Genomic DNA, 18,348 nt, shown 5'->3' with positions numbered 1-18,348 from the left:
GGCATGCTCTTCCTCGTACTGCGCGGTCGGGCCTTCTGACCGAATCTGCGACGAGAACGCCGAGGCCCGCAGCACGAATGCTGCAGGCCTCGGCCGTGCGCAGAGTCAGCGCGTCAGACTCGCGAAGAACTCGCGGATGTCGCCGATCAGCAGTTCGGGGACTTCGAGAGCCGGGAAATGGCCGCCAGAGTAGAACTCCGACCAGTGGGTGATGGTGTGTGCCTTCTCGGCGAAGCGGCGGATGGCGTAGTCACTGTCCTTGAAGACCGCGACCCCGGTCGGCACCGTACCTTTCGGCTTGGGCGCAAACATCGTCGCGTCGTGGAAGCGCTCGTAGTACAGGTTGGCGACGCTGCGGGCGGTGTCGGTGAACCAGTAGATGCTCACCTCGGTCAGCAGCCGGTCGCGATCGATGGCCTGCTCGGGCAGCTCATGGGACTGGTCGATCCACTCCTTGAACTTCTCGATGATCCACCCGAGCTGGCCTGCCGGGGAATCGGCGAGCAGCTGCGCAATGCTGTTCGGGCGCGAGCCCTTCAGGTTCATGTAGGCCGAGCCGTCGTCCTGGAACTTCTTCATCGCACCGAGCCGCCGCTTCTCTGCGTCGGTGAGCGCCGCCATATCGGCGGGATCACCGGTCGGGAAGGTGACCAGCGCATTGGCGTGCACGCCGAGCACGTGTTCGGTGTCGATACGGCCGAGCTGCGGACCGATGAAGGCGCCGTGGTCTCCGCCCTGCACGCCATAGCGGTCGTAGTCGAGCCTGGCCATCAGTTCGGCGAGCGCGGCAGCGATCCGGCCGTCGTTCCAGCCGGCCTCGGTGATCGGCCCCGAGAAGCCATGGCCCGGCAGTGACGGGATGACCAGGTGGAAAGCGGGCGCATCCTGGTTCCCATACGCCTTCGGGTCGGTCAGCGGGCCGATCAGGTCGAGAAAGTCGACCACCGAGCTGGGCCAACCGTGGATCAGCAGCAGCGGCGTGGCGTTCTGATCCACCGAGCGGATGTGCAGGAAGTGCAGGCTCTGCCCATCAATGGTGGTGGTGAACTGCGGGTAGGCGTTGAGCGCCGCCTCCTGCGCCCGCCAATCGAACTTCTCCACCCAGTAGCCCGCCAGCTCCTTCAGGTACGAGGCGGGCACGCCGCGCTCCCAGCCGGTGCCGGGCAGGTCGTCGATCCAGCGGGTGCGGACCAGCCGGTCGTGCAGATCGTCGATGGCGGCCTGCGGGATCTCGATGCGGAAGGGGCGGATGTCGTTGTTCGTCATGCCGATAACTCTGCGGGTAACGAGGGTGCCCCCGAATCACGAGAATTCGTTATCTTTGGGCGCCGTGCTGTGACGACGGGTCGTGGTTGTCACATGCAGTTGTATCTGTCACCGGGCAGAACCCGCGCCCAGCGGCATGGGAATGTGTCCGCGAACCGACAGTCGATCAAAGCCAGTCCACACCTCACCGATCATCGATCACCCACGCCACATTTTCAGATGTGGGACCGTGCTCACCGCTGCACGGCCGACAATTCATCGAATGGCAGATTGTTGGAGTCGATTCGCTTTTGGCGTGTCGCCGAGCGGCACGCCAAAGGCGCCTTGATCACCGCGAACGCGGACCATGAGCCCGCACTGGACCGACAACCAGGTCTTGAGCACGTGGCCGACCGACACGACATCCAGCCGTCGCCCTCAGTCGGTGGGATCGGCCCAGCCGGTGACCCTCCGGACCTCGGCGATCATTCTGGCGACCAGTGGCTGCCGAGTCCGGTCGGTCCAGACGAGCGCGAGTTCGGAAGCTGCCGCGTCCTTTACGGGCCGCCACTGGATAGTCGATGCCGGGATCCAGCGGCTCAGGGGCTCCGGGGCCAGCCAGACGCCCTTGCCGCGGGCGACTGCCATCAGGCAGTCCTCGACCGTTGCCAGAACTGGACCGCGTAAGGCGGCCGTGCCGTCGGGCCTGGGATCAGCGATCCAGTGGCACAGATTCTCTTCGGACAGAAATATATCCGGGCGAATGACCGGCTCGTCGGCCAAATCGGCGAGTGTCACCGCGTCCTGCTCGGCCAGCCGGTGCCCCGCAGGCAGGGCCACCGCGCGCCGGTCGCTACGCACGGCGGCGTGGTGGAAACGGTTGTCGCCGAGCGGGAGCCACATGAAGGCGGCGTCGACCTCGCCCGACAGCAACAGCGCCCGCTCCTCGGGTGGGGTTCGCACCGTGGTCAATTCGACTTCGAGCCCGGGCACCGCGGCTTCCATCGCGTCGGCGACCTCGGTGGCGAACAGGGCAGTGGCGTAAGGGCAGCAGGCAATTCGCAGGGTGCCCAGGCGGCCCCTGTCGGCGGCACGCACCTGTTCGGTGAGCTCACCGATGTCGGAGACCACCGCACTGCCGCCGCGTTCCAGTTCGTCACCGGCGGGGGTGAGCAGCACCCCGCGTGAAGTCCGGACCAGCAGCGTCACGCCCATCGCGCGTTCGAGCTGCTGGATTTGGGTCGACAGCGTCTGCTGGCTGATGTGCAGCCGGGCCGATGCACGGGTGATGTTCAGTTCCTGGGCCACCACCAGGAACGACTGTAGCTGGCGAATATCCAGGTCGATCACGCGAATCACCGTAGCCGACAGGCGGTTGTGTGTGGCAACCGAGAACACCGGTGGCAGGCACTGGAATCTTCTGTTTCCGCTCGCGCAGCAGGCACAGCAGGCTGGAGGCACACCACCGCCTCCGGAAAGGGACGCTCCCCGATGACTTCCACACTCTCGACACGCGATCTCGAGGGCAAGGTCGCGATGGTGATCGGTGGCAGCCGCAACCAGGGCGCGGCCTGCGCCGAACTGTTCGCGGCGCGTGGCGCGACCACGGTCATCAGTTACTCCCACGGCGAGCATGCCGCGGCCAGGACCTTGACCGCACTGGATCGGCACGGCGTGACCGCGGAAGGCATTCGCTCGGACGCCACCCGATCCGCCGATGTGAACACCCTGTTCGCGGGTGTGGTCGCCCGTCACGGCCGACTCGACATCGTGGTCCACACCGTAGGCGCGGCGCTGGGAAGACCGCTGGCGGACACCACCGATGCGGATTTCGACCTACTGATCGACCGCAATACCCGCAGTGCGTTCAACACGCTGCGCGCCGCCGCGCGTCATCTCGCCGATCACGGTCACTATGTGGCGCTGACCAGTGCGCTCGCCGCCGGCGTGCCCGAGGGGCTCGGGTTGTATTCGGCGGCGAAGGCCGCCGTCGAGCGGCTGGTGCTTGCGGGCGCGCACGAGCTGGCGGCACGGGATATCACCGTCAATGCGGTCGCGCCCGGCCTGGTGACCGATTCCTTCTGCCCCGGTGCGGATCCCGCGACCCTGACACCCGGTCATCGACGGGGACGCCTGGGCCAGCCGGAGTACACCGCGCGAGTGGTCATGTGGCTCACCAGCTCTGCCGCCGACTGGGTGTCCGGGCAGATCATCCGCGTCGACGGCGGCCAGCACTGATCTCAACGCTCATCTATCAACGTAAAGATTCACATCAAGGAGTAATCGAATGTCTCGTGCCGTCTCCGCAGCTGTCGATTCCGCCCCGGAACGAGTACCGCTGCACCGCTGGTTTGCCGTCGCGGCTGTCGCGATGGGCACCTTCGCTGTGGTGACATCCGAACAGCTGCCCGTCGGCGTGCTGTCCTCGGTCGGCGATGTGCTGCACGTCTCCGATGGCGTGGCCGGCCTGATGGTGACCGTGCCCGGCCTAGTCGCTTCCGCCACCGCACCGCTGCTGCCGGTGGCGATCGGGCGGCTGGATCGTCGCATCGTGCTGCTCGGCCTCATCACCTTGATGGTCGTGGCAAATCTGTTGTCCGCTTTCGCTCCCAGCTTCGCGATCCTGCTCGCCGCACGCTTCCTGGTCGGGATCGCCATCGGCGGATTCTGGGCGCTCGCCGCCGGGATCGCGGTGCGCATGGTGCCCGAAAAGTATGTCCCGCAAGCCACCGCCATCGCCTTCGGCGGAGCAACCGCCGCGAACGTGCTCGGCATTCCGGCCGGAACACTCATCGGCGAACTCGCCGATTGGCGTGTCGCTTTCGGAGTTCTCGGCGGCCTGGGCCTGCTGGTGGTCGTCGTGCTGCTGCTGCTGTTGCCGAACATGCCCGCCACCGAACCGGTACGACTACACACCCTGGGCGAACAGTTCGGCAATCCGGTCGTACGGGCCGGTGTCCTGGTCACGTTCCTGCTAGTGAGCGGGCACTTCGCCGCATTCACGTTCGTGAGCCCGATCCTGCAGTCCCACAGCGGCATCGACAAGCAGGTGATCGGCGCGGCGCTATTGGCCTTCGGCGTCGCGGGCATCATCGGCAACTTCGTCACCGGCGCGGCCGGCAGTCGCGATATCCGCGCCACCCTCATCACCATCAGCACCCTGCTCGCCATGGTGCTGGCACTGGTCGCACTCGTGGGCGGCACTCCGATCACCGGCGTCGCCCTTCTGCTCGCCTGGGGCGCGGCCTTCGGCGGCATTCCGGTCGGTGTGCAGACCTGGATCCTGCGCGCCGCACCGGATTCCACCGAAGCCGCCACCGCATTGAACACCGCCATGTTCAACCTGGCCATCGCGCTTGGCGCATTGTTCGGCGGCCTCATCGCCGACAACGTGGCGCTCACCGCGGTGCTGTGGTTCGGCGCAGCCCTCAGCACCCTTGCGGCCCTGGCAGTGTGGCGCACCCCCGCCACCCGCCCCTGATCTCCAGCAGAACGAAACACCAGATCGGACAGGACCGAACTATGAACACCCAGACACACGCTGCACATCACACCGGTCACGGCGATCACGCGGCGCATGCCGCGGGTGCGCCCGGCGGACTGCAGATCACCCAGGTCGGCTACACCCTCGATCTCGAGAACACCGTGGTCCGACCGGGCGACATCGACTTCCGTTTCCGGATCCTCGGCCCGGATGGGCGGGCCGTCACCGACTACACCGCTCTGCACGACCGTGAGCTGCACCTGATCGTCGTGCGACGGGAGCTGACCGGATTCCAGCACGTGCACCCGGTGCGTGCGGCCGACGGCACCTGGTCGGTACGCCTGAATCTGCAGCAGGCCGGCACCTACCGCGTGTTCACCGATATCGCTCCCCGCGCGCTCGGCCGGGCCATCACCCTCGGCGCCGATCTAGCCGTCGCAGGTGACTACGCCCCACAACCGATTCCGGCCTCGACACGCACATTCGACGTGGACGGCTACGAGGTGGCATTGGACGGTGACCTGGTCCCCGGCGAAGGCCGCGACCTCACGCTGACCGTGCGCCGGGACGGCGACCCGGTCACCGATCTGCAGCCCTACCTCGCCGCCTACGGGCACCTGGTGGTGCTGCGTGCAGGCGACCTGGCCTACGTCCACGTCCACCCCAATGGCGAACCCGGAGACGGTGTGACCGCCCCCGGCCCCGGTATCACCTTCCACACCGCGGTACCCGGCCCCGGTACCTACCGGCTCTTCCTGGATTTCAAGCACGGTGGCACCGTCCGCACCGCAGCCTTCACCCTGCCGACCGCCATTCACCACCACGACTGAACGCGATCACCGAAACGGGCGGACACCTTCGAGGTGCCCGCCCGTTTCTTTCCGGGACGACTCTCACATCGGTATGAGCGGACGTTCGAGGTGACGGCGGCAGCGGGCTTCGTCCCGTCTCGGTGACAGGAGCAACCTCACATCGGTGACAACTGCCGCGTGCGACACTGACCGAATGCCGTGATCGGCGGCCACAGCTGGTGACAACTAATACCTGCCGTCACACGTGCGTTCTTTACCTCGACGGCGAAACCGCCGCACATCCGTGGCTGCGAAGTTGCCACGGTTGCGCGGCCCGTGCATGATCGCGGAGTGGTGAGCGTTCCCGTCTACGGTGCCTTTGTCGGGCGGGCCGCCGAAGTATCAGCGTTGCAGAGCGCCTATGCGGACACCTGCATCCACACCGTGCTGATCGCCGGTGAGGCGGGGCTCGGAAAATCACGCCTGGTCAGCGAGTTCACCACTCGGCTCGGCGCGGATGCGGTCGTGCTGGTCGGCCGTTGCCCCGAGTTCTCCAGAGATGGGGTGCCGTACGCGCCGTTCCTCTCGGTGCTGCGTGGCCTCGTGCGCGAGCTCGGCGCGACCCGGTTGGCCGAGCTGTTGCCGGTGGCCAAGCCCGCGCTGTCACGCTGGCTGCCCGAACTGGCCGCACAGGCCGGATCCGCCGACGCCGAGCCGGATCGGATCCGGCTGTTCGGCGAGATCATGACAGTGCTCGAACAACTGGCGCTGACCAGGCCGGTGGTCGTGGTACTGGAAGATCTGCACTGGTCCGACGATTCGAGTCGGGAGCTGTTGTCGTTCCTGCTGGCCAATCTCGCGCAGCGTGACCTCCTGCTGGTCGGCACCTATCGGCCCGCCGATTCCGAACCGATGCGCAGGCTCGTCGGCGGGCTGCGCCGCAATCCTGGTGTCCGCCTGCTCGATCCGGCACCGCTGACCAGACACGAGGTGGGCAGACAGCTCGCCGCACTGCTCGGCCGCGAGCCGGAGCCCGGGGCCGTGACGCGAATCTTCGAGCGCAGCAAGGGCATTCCGATGTTCGTCGAGGCGCTCAGCCGCTCGAGCGGCGACACCCCCGCCGAGCTGTCCGATCTGCTGCTCGACTATCGGGCGAGTCTGCACCCGGATGCCGAGACGCTGTTGCGATTGGCTGCCGTAGCAGGTTCACCCGTCCTGCATGCGTTACTGGAATCGGCGACCGAACTCGACGAGGCGGCCCTCGAGCGCGCTGTACGCGAGTTGATCGACAGGCAACTGCTGCTGGCCACCGAGACCGGATACGAATTCCGTCACGTTCTGATTCGCGACGCCGTCTACGATCATCTGCTGCCGATCGAGCGAAAGCGGCTGCACACGCGACTGGCCCGGGCACTGCACGCTCGTCGCGATGCGCAGGACGAAGACTGTCCGATCGGGCAACTGGCCCACCACGCCTCCGCGGCAGGCGATCTGCCGAGGGCGATCGAAGCGTCGTGGGGCGCCGCAGCCACCGCGGCGAGCATGGGCGCGCACAGCGACCGGCTGCGCCACCTGGATCGGGTGCTCGAATTCTGGGATCGGGTGCCGGACGCGGCGGTCCTGGTCGCTGCCGATCGACTCACCGTGTTGGAACAGGTGGTCGAGGCCTGTTACGTCGGCGGCATCATCGACCGCGGCATCGAAGCCGCCGACGAGGCACTCGGCATTGTCGACCCCGATCATTCTCCGTTGCGCGCCGCCCAGCTCTACTACCACCGGGCCGGTTTGAAGAATCAGAGCAGCAGGGGCTGTGACGACGATCTGACCGAGGCCCTTGCCCTGTTACCCGCACACCCGCCAACGGTCCTGCGCGGCGAACTGCTCGCGGAGCTCGCCGCAACGCGCGTCTTCGGCGGCGACGCGAGCGGAGCCGAACGCGACGCGCGGGCAGCCATCGAGGTGGCCGAACAGCTCGGCGCGCAGGCGCTGGCTGCCCGCGGCTACGCCTACCTCGGACTGGCCACCGCCGCTCGATCCGACACGGCCGTCGCCCATTTCGAAAAGGCCCATGCCGCCGCCACCGCCGCGGCCGACCCCCAGACGCTGCTCACCGTGGTGTTATGGGAGGCGGCGACACTGGTCGCGGCGGGCGAGCACACCGCGGCGATCGAGGCGATCCAGCAAGGCATCCGTGCCGCGCACGCAACGTTCCGCTTCGTGGAGGCCGGGCCTATTCTGCTGGTCAAGTGGACTCAGGCGCTCACCGCGCTCGGCCGGTGGAGCGAGGCTCTCGATCTCATCGATGAATCACTCACCGAGCAACTGCCCCCGCTGAGCAAGGCCGCACTGCTCCTGTGTCACGCCGGAATCACACTGGCACAGGGCAATTCGGCTGCGGCCGCGAACTGCGCGGACACTGCGGCGAGCCTGCTGAGCGATGGACCATGGGCGCGCCAGTACCAGCTCCAATTGCGCACCATCCAGGCCGATATCGCACTCGCCACCGGTCAACCGCGCCGCGCGGCCGACATCGTTACCGACACGCTCCACGCCGACGACATCACTGCGCACCACCACCACGTGTGGCCATTGCTCGCACTCACGGCCCGAATCGACGACATCGCCATCGATGTCGATTCCTTTGCCGCCGCGCTCCCGATCACGACAGCGGTCGACGCCGCCCATCGCGCTGTCGTCACCGCCGTCATCAGCGAAAGCGGACCCGCCTGGGACGCGGCAGTCTCCTCCTGGCGGGCGCTTCGCCAGCCGTACGAACTCGCGCGCAGCCTGCTCGGATCCGCCGGAGCCGAGCTCGCCGCAGGCAATCGCGCCACCGCCCACACCGCATTGCGGGAGGCCGCGGACCTCGCGGTACAGCTCGAAGCACCGACACTGGCCGACGCCGCGCGCCAGTTGGCCGACCGCGCCGGGCTCGCCGTCGAGAGCCCGAGCCGAACGATCACGGCAGCTGCCGCCCGACCGAGCACCTTCGGCCTCACACCTCGCGAACTCGACGTCCTACGCCTCGTCGCCAAGGGACTGAGCAACAGACAGATCGCCGCAGAACTCTTCATCAGCGGTAACACGGCAGGCGTACACGTCTCCCGCATCCTGACCAAACTGAGCGCCGCCACCCGTACCGAAGCCGCAGCGACAGCCCTTCAGCACCGCCTCTTCCCCACCGACGAACACTGATCAACGCAAGCCAAGCGCAACATCCGCCTCGAGGACCCCCGGGCGAACGCGAGAACGGGCGGACACTCGCGGAACGTGCTGGTGAGGGCGGCCCGGACGAGATGCAACGGCTGCTGTGTGCCGCAGACTGGGACATCGATGGCGTCCGTGACGACGTGTGTGATTACGTTGTCGAACATCTCGGTGACCCCGATGCCGTGCCGGCCGGTGACAAGACCCGGGTTCATGAAGAAGGGCACCAAATCCGCTGGGGTGCAACGCCAGTACTACGGCACGGCCCGGCGTGCGGAGAACTGCCAGATCGGGTGTTTCTGGCGTACGCCTCGAAGCACGGGCATGCGCTGATCGACCGGAGCTCTACATTCCCGAGTCGTGGACATCCACATCGAGGAAGCGTTTCAGCAAGCCAAAGGCGAGGCCGGGCTCGATCATTACCAGGTCCGCAAATGGCACGCCTAGCACGCCCACATCACCCTGTCGATGCTCGCCCGGCCTGGCTCGAAGCAACGAAACTGTTGCCGTAAAAGGTGACTCGCCGATAGTGAGGACGGCATGATCGCTCTCACGCTACCGGAGATCCGCCGCCTGCTCATCGCGTTCGTCCTCACCCGACTCGAGCCCGCCGACCACACCTGGGCCTGGTCACGCTGGCGACGACGCCAACACCAAGCCCGGCTATCGCACTACCGACGCCGCGGCCACCCACTTACCTGAGTGCAGTTGCAGTATCAGCGCCGATTGCCGTACAAGCGCCGGATTTACCAGCGGTCCTGCCAACCGAGCCTCGACATCCAGCTGGACATGTAGTCGTGGTCGATGGGCGCAGGCAACTCGGGAACGTCGAAGGCGGCGGCAATCGTGCCCAAATGCGGTGCCAGCGCGGTATAGCGGGCAGTCAGCTCGTTGCGCATCTGCGCCGCACGCTCGACGGTGAGACCACCGTGGGTGAAGAACCATGCAGCGTCGGCATTGATTCGTTCGAGTGCGTAGACCGCGACCAGGTCTTCGGCGAGAGCGCAGGCATCAGGGTCGTCGAGGTCTGCGGCGGCCGCGGCGAGGGCATCGGCGGCGAGACGTTCGGCGATCACTGTGTAGACATCGACCGCGGCCGAGTCGGTGCCGATCGCTGTGCTGCCGAGCGCGGCGCCCGCTGTAGCAGCGGTGACAACGGTGTCCTGGCGACTGTGCAGCATCGTGTGCCACCACGGCAGGTGGTCCGGGAGGCCTGGGAGTTGTGCCTGCGACAGATCCATATGCGCGGGCGCCTGCCCGTCCGCGACCAGTTGCGGTAGCCGTCCGACGGCGACCCGCAATGAATCGTTGATGCCTTCGGCGATGCACACTCCGGTGATGCAGCCCAACCAGTCACCGAACATGTTATCGCTCAACACGCTTTGGGCTCCGCACAGGCGGCTGACGTCGGTGAGAGTCTGGTGGGCGGTGTCGGAGGCAATCGGTTTTGTCACCATCGCCAACACCGCTGCCAGTGGGTCGAGCGCGGCTCCGGCTAGCTGAGCGCGGGTGTAGTTGACCAGCGCCGACATCGCCACCAAGCGGGCGGCGGCGGAGACGAGTTTGCGTTGAGCTTCGTCACGGTCGGCGAGCTGGGTCCCGTCGATGACCCGCTGACAGGCGTATCGCACCGTGAGGGTCCAACCGGCTCGGGCGGCGGCAACCGCTGCACCGCTGTAGGAGATCCGGCCGGTCATCAGCGCGGCGGAGGAACGTTTGAAGCGGGCACTGCGCCGATCCAGATCACACACGAAATCCCCGGACTCGTCGAAATACGCCCAGGTCCCGCCCAACAGCGCATCCGCAGGCACACGCATATCCCGAAAGTAGAAGGCGGCGTGGTCCATCGGCGCGGACAGGCGGCCGGTCGGCAATGCGGCCACCTCGACGCCCTCGGCGAGCCCGTCCGGGCCGCGCAGCCGGGTCAGGATCGGGAAGACCCCCTCGTCGGCACCGTCGACGTACAGCCTGGCCAACACCACCACGATTTTCGGCACCGCCGGGTCCTGGCAATTCGGCATCCACTTCGCGCTGGCCGGGTCGGGGGTGTGCAGGGTCAGGTATCCGCCGTCACGGTGCCACACCGCCTGCGTGCCCAGATCCAGCACATTGGTGCCGCAACCCAGTTCGGTGGCGGCAAACACGCCGATCGCGTCGCCGGTGTCCAGGTCGCGCAGGCAATCCTGCTGGTATCGGCTACCGTTTCCCAATTTCAGGATCGACTCGATACCCAGACCAGAGTGACTCAAGTACTGAACCGCACGTGGGTACCGGACCATCGACCAGTCGTACAAGGCAGCCTGCACCGACGGGTCCTTTGCAATCGCAACCCAAGAGCCGCCCAGTGCTTCGCCGATTCGTTGCAGCTGCTGATAGCCGTAGTGCGCTTCCTGCGCCTCGGACCCACCGAGATTCGGAGGTTCGTCCATGGCGAAGAGCGTGTCCCGGACCTGACGCTGTGCTGCGTAGGTGGAACCGAAGACGAGGCCGCGTAGCGCAGGACCGAGCAGGTGCGGCGCTGAATCCGGGTCCGGCGGGTCGACATAGGACGATGCCATGGGCTGTGTATCAATAACGGTCACGCTGGCCTTCTTCAACTGAATCCGCGCACCGAATAATGCAATACGGTGGTGGCGATCGGTGGTTGCGGCGAATTTGCGTCGAACCGTAACGCCGCAATCCGCAGTCCGCAACCGGTAGCATCGAGCGGATCGGTGAGCTGCACTGACAGCCCTGCCTCGTTGACGTTCATTTCGGTGTTTGCACCATTAGCTTTAGTTATGCTGGCGATCGCCTCGGGGTGATAGGTGCATTCGGTAGGACCGTCGACTGGGTCGCGGAGGTCGTCGCCAGATACGAAACGCAGACCGGCTGGCGGATACGGAACTGAGGTTCAACGAAATGCCCTTCGCAGTACTGCTTTCCGTGCCGCTACTGCGTATGTCGAGTTGTCTCGGCATGGGCGATCTCTCGCAGGTCTGTGCGGCTCGCCTGGACCACCTGCTCAGCGAAGGCCCCTGACCTGGACTCGAGGCCGTACGCCTGCCGACCCGGTCCCGGGCCGACGGGCGGCGATAATGGGTCACTATGACGGATTCGTTGCTGCACGGACGGTTCCCCGAACTGGCGGACACACTGCCGTTTCTGCGACTCGGCGACCCGCCCACCCCGGTCAGGGAATTGGTACTCGGCACCCGAGTGCCGGTGTGGTGCAAGGACGAGAGCGGCTACGGTTCCGGCGGCTGGGGCGGGAACAAGATTCGCAAACTCGAGTGGTTGTTGCCGGAAGCGCGACGGCGTGGTGCTCGCACCATCCTCACCGTCGGCGGCACGGGCACCAACTGGGGTCTCGCCACGGCTCTGTACGCGCGCGAGCACGGCATCGAGACCGCGCTCGCATTGGTCGACCAGCCGGAGGACGATCATGTGCGCGAGCAGCTACAGCGCTTGAAATCCTCCGGCGCCACTTTGCATTTCACGCATAGCAAGCTGCGCACCGTGCTCTGCGCTCCGTGGTTGGTGGTGCGGCATACGCGCGGCCGCACCCTGCCCTATCTGCTGCCCGCCGGTGGGTCGTCGCCGATCGGAACGCTCGGCTACGTCGAGGGCGCGCTGGAGCTTGCCGCGCAGGTCAGGTCGGGTACGCTCCCCGAGCCGACGCATCTGGTGACCGCTGTCGGATCCGGGGGCACAGCAGCCGGTCTCGCCCTCGGCCTCCGCCTGGCCGGATTGCGGACCCGAGTCCTCGGCGTCGTCGTCAACGACACCCTTCCTTTGGACGCGGAACACCTCATCGGACTGGCGAAAAGGACCGAGGACGTACTTCGCACGCGCGGTGCGCAATTCGCGCCACTCGGACTGCGCCCCGACGATGTGACCATCGTCCGCGACTGGATCGGCCCCGGCTACGGCCACGAGACCCCGGCCGCGGTCGCGGCACAAAAGCTCGGTGCGACGGCCGGCCTCGAGCTGGAAACGGTCTACACCGCGAAGGCTCTGGCAGCACTCATCGATCTCGACGCCCGTGGCGAGCTGGGCGACGGCCCGGTAGTGTTCCTCGACACGTACGGACCACGACACCCGTGACGCTCAGCGCGGCTCCGGGTCCAGCCCCAGGATGACCATCAGCACGTCACGCAACCGGTCGACGTCACCTCGGATACCCGTCACCGCGTCCTGATACAGAAATGCCTCGATGAGACGCACCAGCGCATACGCGAATGTGGGTGTGTCCACCCGATTCTCGTAGCCTTCTGCGATGGCGGCATCGATCAGATCCTCGACGGTAGCGACGACCTTGGGTTGCACCGGCCCGTCGCTGGTGGTGATGATCCGGCCCGCGGTGGCCTGTTCGGTGGCGATGAAGTATCGATAGGGTTCGTTACGCGCGAGCCATCGCGCCACCCGGTCCAGCATCCACAGCACGCGGCGCGCACCGGTTCCCACGCTGCGGCCACGGGCCGCCTCGACCATGTGGTTGAACTCGGACACCATCACCGCGCCGAGCAGTCCGTCCCGCGATCCGAACCAGCGGTAGATGGTCGCCCGCGACAACCCGAGCTCAGCGGCGATCGCCTGCACATCGACGCGCTCGGAGGCAAGGAACTGGGCGCTGGCGGCGGCGAGCACCTGCTGTTGAGTCGCGGCCGCGGGCCGACCCACCGGTCGGGCGGCTCCGGATGTGGTGGTCATCGCAACCCCCACACAAATTCGCGACACATGCGTAGTAACGTACCAAATCGACCCGGGTGCGCTTCGTGTCCGCCCGGAACAGATGCTCACGGGTCGCCCGGAAGACCCGCCTGCGCTGTTCGTAGGTAGACGGTCGGCTGTGCCGAAGCGAGAGGATGTGGTCGTGCGCTCGACATTGATCTCCCGCAGGGACCTGGATTTCCTGCTCTACGAATGGCTGCGGGTCGAGGAGCTCACCGCGCTACCGCGATTCACCGAGCACTCCAAGGACACCTTCGACGGCTTCCTCGATCTCTGCGAGGACCTGGCCACCCGGCATTTCGCTCCGCACAACAAGCTGGGCGACGCCAACGAGCCGACGTTCGACGGCGAGCGGGTCACCATCATCCCCGAGGTGAAAGCCGCGGTCGAGGCCTTCACCAAGGCGAATCTGATCGGCGCCGCGATGGACGAGGAGATCGGGGGATTACAGCTGCCCGCCACCGTCGAGGCGGCCGGATTCAGCTGGTTCCAGGCGGCCAACGTGGGTACCACCGGCTACCTGTTCCTCACCATCGGCAATGCCAATCTCCTTGCCGCGCACGGCACCCCGGACCAGATCGACCGTTTCGTCAAGCCGATGGTCGAGGGCAGGTTCACCGGCACCATGTGCCTGTCCGAGCCGCAGGCCGGCTCCTCGCTTGCCGACATCGTGACGCGCGCCGAACCCCGATCCGACGGCACCTACCGACTTTTCGGCTCGAAGATGTGGATCTCCGGCGGCGATCACGAGCTGACCGACAATATCGTGCACCTCGTGTTGGCCAAGATCCCCGGCGGCCCTGCGGGAACCAAGGGCATTTCGCTGTTCATCGTGCCCAAATTCCTCGTCGAGGACGACGGATCACTCGGCCAACGCAATGACGTCGCGCTGGCAGGCCTCAACCACAAGATGGGCTACCGCGGGACCACCAATACGGTGCTGAACTTCGGTGAAGGCAAGCACACACCGGGTGGCGCGCCCGGTGCGGTGGGCTACCTCATCGGCGAGCCCCATCGCGGCCTGTCCTACATGTTCCACATGATGAACGAGGCCCGCCTCGGTGTCGGTCTCGGTGCGACGGCGCTCGGCTACACCGGATACCTGAAATCTCTCGACTACGCCCGCGAGCGCACACAGGGCCGCCCGGTGACCGCCAAGGACCCGGCCACGCCGCAGGTTCCGATCATCGAGCACGCCGACGTGCGGCGAATGCTGTTGGCACAGAAGTCTTACGTCGAGGGCGCCCTCGCCCTGCTGCTGTACTGCAACCGGCTCGTCGACCTACGACGCACCGCCACCGATCCACAGACGCAACGCGACAACACCCTCCTGCTAGAGATCCTGACCGGTGTCGCCAAGAGTTGGCCCTCGCAGTGGTGTCTGGAGGCGAACAATCTCGCCATCCAGGTACACGGCGGCTATGGCTACACCCGCGAGTACGACGTCGAACAGCACTACCGTGACAACCGGCTCAACCCCATCCACGAGGGCACTCACGGTATTCAGGGGCTCGACCTGTTGGGCCGCAAGGTAATCCAGCACGACGGCGCCGGACTGCGGCTCCTCGCGGGCCGGATCGAGCAGACCGTGATGGGGGCCGCCGAAGCCGGTGGTGAATGGACCGAGTTCGGCGGGCAGCTCGACGCCGCCTGGCAACGCCTGCTCACCGTCACCGGGTGGATGTTCGGCTCCGGAGACATCGCCGCAGCCATGGCCAATTCCAGCGTCTATCTCGAGGCCTTCGGCCACATCGTGGTCTCCTGGATATGGCTGGAGCAAGCACTCGCCGCGCACGGCCGTGCAGGCGACTTCTACGAGGGCAAACGCGCGGCGGCGCGGTACTTCTTCCGCTACGAACTCCCGAGAACCGGACCACAATTGGACCTGCTCGAACTGATGGACCGAACCACCCTCGACATGCAGGACACCTGGTTCTGACCCGCCGAACACGCATCAGCACCAGCTGATGCCGCGTCGGGCGTCGACGCTGGTCGCGCCGCGGTCGTGGCGGGCATCGAGCGAACCCCTTGCCGAAAGCCGCAGTCGAGCGGCGGTCGTTGTTCAATCTCCCTGTCGACAATGGCGACTATCTCGGCCCGCAAGTTCGCGAGGGGATCCTGACGATCGGTAACCTCCGCCGGAGTCTAGACTCCGGCGACTGAGGTCGTGAACCCATCCGGGACACTGTGGCTCCGAGCTGATGCCCGGCGGATCCGCTGCCTGCTATTCGAATCTGTGTGATCGGAATCCACATTCCGGCGGCGGACTGGCGCAATACCTGCTCTGCGACATGTTTCCCCAGGTCAGCGCGAGTGCCGGGCGGCGCAATAACATCCCCTGAATTGCGGCGGATTTGCGGTGGGATCCAGGCCCTTGCAGGCCAACTATCGTCCTATTCATGCAGGTCAGCGATAGGAAGGTAGCGGAGGTGGGAGCCGAACCCGTCTCGGTGCGACGGTTGCGGGCCGACCAGGCGCGCCGGGTGGCCGACGTGTTGCGTCATCAGATCCATGCTGGTGCGTTCGATGACGTGCTGCCCAGTGAGCAACAGCTGGTTTCGGAGTTCGATGCTTCGCGCAATACCGTGCGTGAGGCATTGGCGCTGCTCAAGGACGAGGGGCTGATCGATCGGGTGCCTAAGGTCGGGACCCGAGTGGCCAACCGCAAGTTCGATCACGGGCTCGATGCGCTGCTGGGGCTGCAGGAGACGCTGAAGGGGCACGGCACGGTGCGCAACGAGGTACGCGCGGCCATGCATATCACCGCGCCGGCCGCGGTCGCACGGAAGCTGCGCCTGGACCCAGGCGAGCGCGTCGTCTACATCGAGCGGCTGCGTTATTTGGCGGATCTGCCGCTGAGCCTGGACCTGACCTACCTCGCACCGGATATCGGGACCGAGATCCTGGGTCACGACCTGAAGACCAACGATATTTTCGTGCTCATCGAGCAGATCAGCGGGGGCCCGCTCGGTTCGGCCGATCTCGCTCTCGAGGCGATCACCGCCGATGCGCACACCGCAGCGACGCTCGACGCCCCTGCGGGCGCGGCACTGCTGATGCTCGAACGGTTGTCCCGCCTCGACGACGGGCGACCTGTCGATCTGGAGTACATCCGGATGCGCGGGGACCGAATCACCATGCGCGGCAGTCTGATCCGCAGCACACCCGAATGGAAGGTCATCTGATGGCACTGGCGAATCAGCGCGCCGATATCCCGGTCACCATCGACGAGTCGCTGTGCATCCAGGGCTGCACGCTGTGCGTGGAGATCTGCCCGCTCGATTCGCTGGCGATCAATCCGGAGACCGGCAAGGCCTTCATGCACGTCGACGAATGCTGGTATTGCGGCCCGTGCGCGGCGCGCTGCCCCACCGGTGCCGTCACCGTCAATATGCCCTATTTGCTCCGCTGAACCCTGCGCCGAATCCGGAAGTCACCATGAAGAAACGCCTCGCACCCCTTGTCCTCGCACTCACACTCGCCGCCGCGGGCTGCTCGCTGCAGAGCTCCGACAACACCCCGACCGGTACCGTCAAGGTCGTCGTCGGCTACCAGTCCAAGACCATCAATACCGTCACCGCTGGCACGCTGTTGAAGGCCAAGGGCTACTTGGAGCAGCGGCTACAACAGATCACCGACAATGGCGGCGCCAAGTACCAGGTGGAGTGGCAGGACTACGACACCGGCGCGCCGATCACCGCGCAGATGCTCGCCGAAAAGATCGATATCGGATCGATGGGCGACTATCCGTTGCTGATCAACGGATCTCGGACGCAGGCCAACGAGCTAGCCACAACGGCGTTGGTGTCGATCACCGGGTATCACCCGCGTGGCGCACTCAATATGGTTGTGGTGCCGCAGGATTCCACGGTCACGAGCGTCCGCGAGCTGGCTGGGCAGAAGATTTCGGCCAGCGTCGGTTCCGCCGGGCACGGCACCCTGGTGCAAGCTCTGTCGCGCGCGAGTATCGACCCGGCCAGGGGTGTGGAGGTACTGAACCAGCAGCCCCAGATCGGCGCAACCGCCCTGGAATCGCACCAGGTGGGGGCGCTCGCCCAGTTCGTGGCGTGGCCCGGGTTGCTGGTGTTCCAGAACAAGGCCAGATTGCTCTACGACGGTGCCGAACTCGGCGTGCCGACCTTCCACGGCGTGGTAGCCCGTCGCTCGTACACCGCCGACCATCCGGAGGTGCTGCACGCGTTCCTCGCGGCACAGCTCGACGCGACCACGTTCCTGCGGGAGCAGCCTTTCGAGGCCGCCGAGATCGTCGCCGACGGCTCCGGACTACCGCAGGAGGTCGTGTATCTCTACAACGGCCCCGGCGGCACGTCTTTCGATACCACGATCAAGCCGAGCCTGGTCGATGCACTGAAAGGCGATGTGCAGTACCTGAAATCGATCGGTGACTTCGCCGAACTCGACATCGACCGTTTCGTCGATCCCGCACCACTGCGCAAGGCATTCGCCGAGACCGGACACGGCGACTACGACAAGGCGGTGGCCGCTACCGCGAACCCGAGCCGGGTCACCGGCACGGATCCGATCTGCGCTCGCGCCGTGGAAAATTCGCCGCAGGCCGGTGAACTGTGGCTCGAAGGCGCCGACCGTCCCCAGCCCGCCGCCGACCCCACCTGCCTGCTGCGGGCGATCCAGGCGGCGAAGGCACAGGGCAAGGTGATCCGCGCGGCGTATGTCCCCGATGCCGAGCTGGGCACGAGATGGTTCGCCGACAAGTCGATCTGGTTGCGCGAGGGCGAGAGCTTCTTGCCGTTCACCACGCCGGCGGCCGCGCAGCGCTACCGTCAGACGCACGCCACCGCGGTGCCGGTCGCCTACGACCAGGCTGTCACGGAGGTCAGGGGATGAGCGAGCGTGTCATGCGCCGTCGCGCGTCGCATCCGATGTTGC

14 protein-coding genes and 1 pseudogene are annotated in these 18,348 nt (G+C 66.2%); 11 read left to right on the top strand and 4 right to left on the bottom strand.

Annotation, left to right across the window (positions count from 1 at the left end; genetic code table 11):
• Nucleotides 1-105: 105 nt before the first annotated feature.
• Entirely contained in the window at nt 106-1,266 is a 1,161-nt protein-coding gene (locus ACLMAL_RS12445; RefSeq protein ID WP_411999203.1) for an epoxide hydrolase family protein, read from the bottom strand.
• A gap of 417 nt (nt 1,267-1,683) precedes the next feature.
• Complete coding sequence (locus ACLMAL_RS12440; protein ID WP_411999202.1) at nt 1,684-2,595, bottom strand: LysR family transcriptional regulator; 912 nt, start codon at nt 2,593-2,595, stop codon at nt 1,684-1,686.
• A gap of 141 nt (nt 2,596-2,736) precedes the next feature.
• On the opposite strand from ACLMAL_RS12440, the gene ACLMAL_RS12435 reads away from it, so the two are divergent.
• From ACLMAL_RS12435 to ACLMAL_RS12410, 6 genes and pseudogenes are all read left to right on the top strand, one after another.
• A complete protein-coding gene (locus tag ACLMAL_RS12435; protein ID WP_411999201.1) occupies nt 2,737-3,483 on the top strand; it encodes an SDR family oxidoreductase in 747 nt (248 codons plus the stop codon).
• Between the two features lie 49 nt (nt 3,484-3,532).
• On the top strand, nt 3,533-4,726 hold the full coding sequence (locus tag ACLMAL_RS12430) for an MFS transporter (protein WP_411999200.1): 1,194 nt from the start codon (nt 3,533-3,535) through the stop codon (nt 4,724-4,726).
• Nucleotides 4,727-4,767: 41 nt separating this feature from the next.
• Nucleotides 4,768-5,559, top strand: a complete 792-nt coding sequence (locus ACLMAL_RS12425) for a hypothetical protein (protein WP_411999199.1) — start codon at nt 4,768-4,770, stop codon at nt 5,557-5,559.
• A gap of 312 nt (nt 5,560-5,871) precedes the next feature.
• A complete protein-coding gene (locus tag ACLMAL_RS12420; protein ID WP_411999198.1) occupies nt 5,872-8,715 on the top strand; it encodes an ATP-binding protein in 2,844 nt (947 codons plus the stop codon).
• 44 nt (nt 8,716-8,759) lie between these two features.
• A pseudogene (locus tag ACLMAL_RS12415) lies at nt 8,760-9,097 on the top strand (transposase); the annotation flags it as partial.
• 170 nt (nt 9,098-9,267) lie between these two features.
• Nucleotides 9,268-9,429 (top strand): hypothetical protein, encoded by a 162-nt coding sequence (locus ACLMAL_RS12410; protein WP_411999197.1) that lies wholly within the window; start codon nt 9,268-9,270, stop codon nt 9,427-9,429.
• Between the two features lie 44 nt (nt 9,430-9,473).
• Here ACLMAL_RS12410 and ACLMAL_RS12405 read toward each other — a convergent pair whose 3' ends face one another.
• Nucleotides 9,474-11,309 (bottom strand): acyl-CoA dehydrogenase family protein, encoded by a 1,836-nt coding sequence (locus tag ACLMAL_RS12405; RefSeq protein ID WP_411999196.1) that lies wholly within the window; start codon nt 11,307-11,309, stop codon nt 9,474-9,476.
• 505 nt (nt 11,310-11,814) lie between these two features.
• Here ACLMAL_RS12405 and ACLMAL_RS12400 point away from each other — a divergent pair.
• The gene (locus ACLMAL_RS12400; protein WP_411999195.1) at nt 11,815-12,813 is read left to right on the top strand and encodes a 1-aminocyclopropane-1-carboxylate deaminase/D-cysteine desulfhydrase; all 999 of its coding nucleotides are present in this window, start codon (nt 11,815-11,817) and stop codon (nt 12,811-12,813) included.
• Between the two features lie 3 nt (nt 12,814-12,816).
• On the opposite strand, the gene ACLMAL_RS12395 is transcribed toward ACLMAL_RS12400, so the two are convergent.
• The gene (locus ACLMAL_RS12395) at nt 12,817-13,419 is read right to left on the bottom strand and encodes a QsdR family transcriptional regulator (RefSeq protein WP_411999194.1); all 603 of its coding nucleotides are present in this window, start codon (nt 13,417-13,419) and stop codon (nt 12,817-12,819) included.
• Nucleotides 13,420-13,582: 163 nt separating this feature from the next.
• On the opposite strand from ACLMAL_RS12395, the gene ACLMAL_RS12390 reads away from it, so the two are divergent.
• The 4 genes from ACLMAL_RS12390 to ACLMAL_RS12375 all read left to right on the top strand — a co-directional run bounded on the left by ACLMAL_RS12390 (nt 13,583) and on the right by ACLMAL_RS12375 (nt 18,306).
• On the top strand, nt 13,583-15,379 hold the full coding sequence (locus tag ACLMAL_RS12390) for an acyl-CoA dehydrogenase (RefSeq protein ID WP_411999193.1): 1,797 nt from the start codon (nt 13,583-13,585) through the stop codon (nt 15,377-15,379).
• A 460-nt stretch (nt 15,380-15,839) separates the two neighbouring features.
• Entirely contained in the window at nt 15,840-16,625 is a 786-nt protein-coding gene (locus ACLMAL_RS12385) for a GntR family transcriptional regulator (protein WP_411999192.1), read from the top strand.
• A complete protein-coding gene (locus ACLMAL_RS12380) occupies nt 16,625-16,852 on the top strand; it encodes a ferredoxin family protein (protein ID WP_411999191.1) in 228 nt (75 codons plus the stop codon). The genes ACLMAL_RS12385 and ACLMAL_RS12380 overlap by 1 nt, the downstream gene beginning before the upstream one ends.
• Nucleotides 16,853-16,878: 26 nt before the next feature.
• Nucleotides 16,879-18,306, top strand: a complete 1,428-nt coding sequence (locus tag ACLMAL_RS12375) for an ABC transporter substrate-binding protein (protein ID WP_411999190.1) — start codon at nt 16,879-16,881, stop codon at nt 18,304-18,306.
• Nucleotides 18,307-18,348 lie beyond the last annotated feature (42 nt).

The sequence above is a fragment of the Nocardia sp. CWNU-33 genome, from assembly GCF_046764895.1.
In the GTDB taxonomy this organism is placed as follows: domain Bacteria; phylum Actinomycetota; class Actinomycetes; order Mycobacteriales; family Mycobacteriaceae; genus Nocardia.
Note: the sequence above shows the minus strand (reverse complement) of the source record. Positions and strands in the feature narration are given on the sequence as shown.